General features: G+C 31.7%; 2 protein-coding genes. One reads left to right on the top strand and one right to left on the bottom strand.

The window, feature by feature from the left end:
* Nucleotides 1-83 precede the first annotated feature (83 nt).
* Nucleotides 84-605 carry a DNA-deoxyinosine glycosylase gene (locus DM397_RS24120; RefSeq protein WP_111375720.1) on the bottom strand — a complete coding sequence of 174 codons (522 nt, stop codon included), beginning with the start codon at nucleotides 603-605 and terminating at the stop codon, nucleotides 84-86.
* 316 nt (nucleotides 606-921) lie between these two features.
* On the opposite strand from DM397_RS24120, the gene DM397_RS00605 reads away from it, so the two are divergent.
* Entirely contained in the window at nucleotides 922-1,578 is a 657-nt protein-coding gene (locus DM397_RS00605) for a hypothetical protein (RefSeq protein WP_142479148.1), read from the top strand.
* Nucleotides 1,579-1,849 lie beyond the last annotated feature (271 nt).

The raw sequence follows: 1,849 nt of genomic DNA, 5'->3' as shown, positions 1-1,849 counted from the left end.
GGATTATATACATTTAAATCCTGTAAGGGCAGGCTATGTGAATCGAGCATCAGAATATATTTATTCTAGTGCAAGCAATTATATTAATGATCAAGGATTGTTAAATATAGAAAAAGCAGATAACCCAATTGTAGATGTTTTGAATTTAAAATCTGTTTTTCGTGATAATCTTCATTAGTAATTTTTGAATAAAGTCGGAGACTTTTAGAAGTGAACGGTTTAATGGACTGTTGCATAAAAAAGCGCAAAGTCGGAGACATTTGCGCAGCGCTAGTGAAGAACACTTTGCGGAGCTGGAACTGTTTGTGCAGATTTTCAAAATCATTAATAGTTTCTTCTGTTATTGTAGCGTCGCTACTTCCTTCTCTTTTGCAGCTTTTAAGGACATTCCAAAGTCCAATATTGTATTTTGCTAGCAACACTTTTCGATCTTCATAGGAAGCACTGAATTCTTCTTCAAAAATAGAAAACAAAATTTTCCAGAAAAGATTTCCTTTGTTCGCATAGTATTCTTGTTTAGCAATAGACTGTTCACCCGCCATAGTACCCATGATTAGAATAATTGTGGATTTGTCGATTAAGGGTTGAAGGGCTTTTTTTAGCATTGGTTTTTCTGTTTTTTGTTGCGTAAAATTAGGGATAAAGGTTTGAAATGAGCAGAAGACTTAAGAATCAAAATAAATATATTTACTTGTATTGGATTTACTTTTAAAAGAAAAAACTTTTAGATATTTACGTCTTAAAAGAAACTGAGTTGGCGCAAAGTCGGTCCCGAAAGCTTTCGGGATTGTGCAGCGCTAGTGAAGAACACTTTGTGGAGCGGGGGATTTGTTCCTGCTCCACTTATTCCGTATGGAGCACAAATGAGTACTTTACCAATCGCTGGGCAAGCACCAAATATTGAATATTAACATAAAAAAAATGAAAAAGCGACCTTTAACAATTATCTTATTCTCTGTTATACTATTATTTATGCTATATAAATCTATAGCTTATTTTATTTTAGATTCACAAATTACATGTGACAATAAGGAACCAAAGATAAAACTAAGCCAATTTGTCAATATTTCTGAAAAGAGAATTAAGTATAGTAAAAGTTTTTATATAAATAAAGATTTTATTGGTTTTAATGCTTTTGTTGACAAGAAATATTTTATAACAGTTACTAAACTCGGTAAAGCATCAAAAGGTTATCGAATCATAAAAACAGATAAAAAACCAAACAATAGTACAAGTATTAATCTCTTTAATCCTTCAGATGTTGAAGATGAAAATTCAAGATATATAGATTTACATGATTATCCTTTCAATAATAAGCAAATTTATTATCATTCCGACGGTCCAGTTGTAAATATCAATCAATTTGGATTTTATGAAGTAGAAGCTTTTTTTTCTTTTTTTAATGTCTCATTTAAAGGAGAGAACAGGAAGGATTTTGGATATGCTGGTTTTAAAAAGAAAAAATCGATTAGCTTTATTGAGCGTAAAGGAGATTTATTTGCTCTCAATTTGTTTCCAATAGGCAATACGACATATAAAGGTTTGCATGAATTGACAGATTCAGAAGAAACAAAATAAAGTCTTGTATAATAGCTCTGAAAACCAAGTAAAAGCCATTCCCCCCGCTCCCCGAAGAGTCCAACTGAAAAGCTGCGCAAATGTCTCCGACTTTGCGCAATTTTTTTATTTCTTGAAAACCAGAAACCCGCTAAAAGTCTCCCGACTTTTTCTTTTTACTTTGCATGAAATAATAAGTTAAATCTTATATTTTTACCCGAAAAGAAAAAAAAATGAAAGAAGGCTATGTAATAAGAGACCAAAAACTGCCACATTTTATCACACCGACAGT

The organism is Flavobacterium nitrogenifigens (assembly GCF_003254565.1).
In the GTDB taxonomy this organism is placed as follows: Bacteria; Bacteroidota; Bacteroidia; order Flavobacteriales; family Flavobacteriaceae; genus Flavobacterium; species Flavobacterium nitrogenifigens.
The sequence above is the reverse complement of the archived record's forward strand: the minus strand, read 5'-3'. Positions and strand labels throughout refer to the sequence as shown.

Excerpts from the sequence above, each read along its gene's own strand:
- DM397_RS00605 (WP_142479148.1), top strand. The coding sequence starts at position 922 with ATGAAAAAGCGACCTTTAACAATTATCTTATTCTCTGTTATACTATTA.
- DM397_RS24120 (WP_111375720.1), bottom strand. The coding sequence starts at position 605 with ATGCTAAAAAAAGCCCTTCAACCCTTAATCGACAAATCCACAATTATT.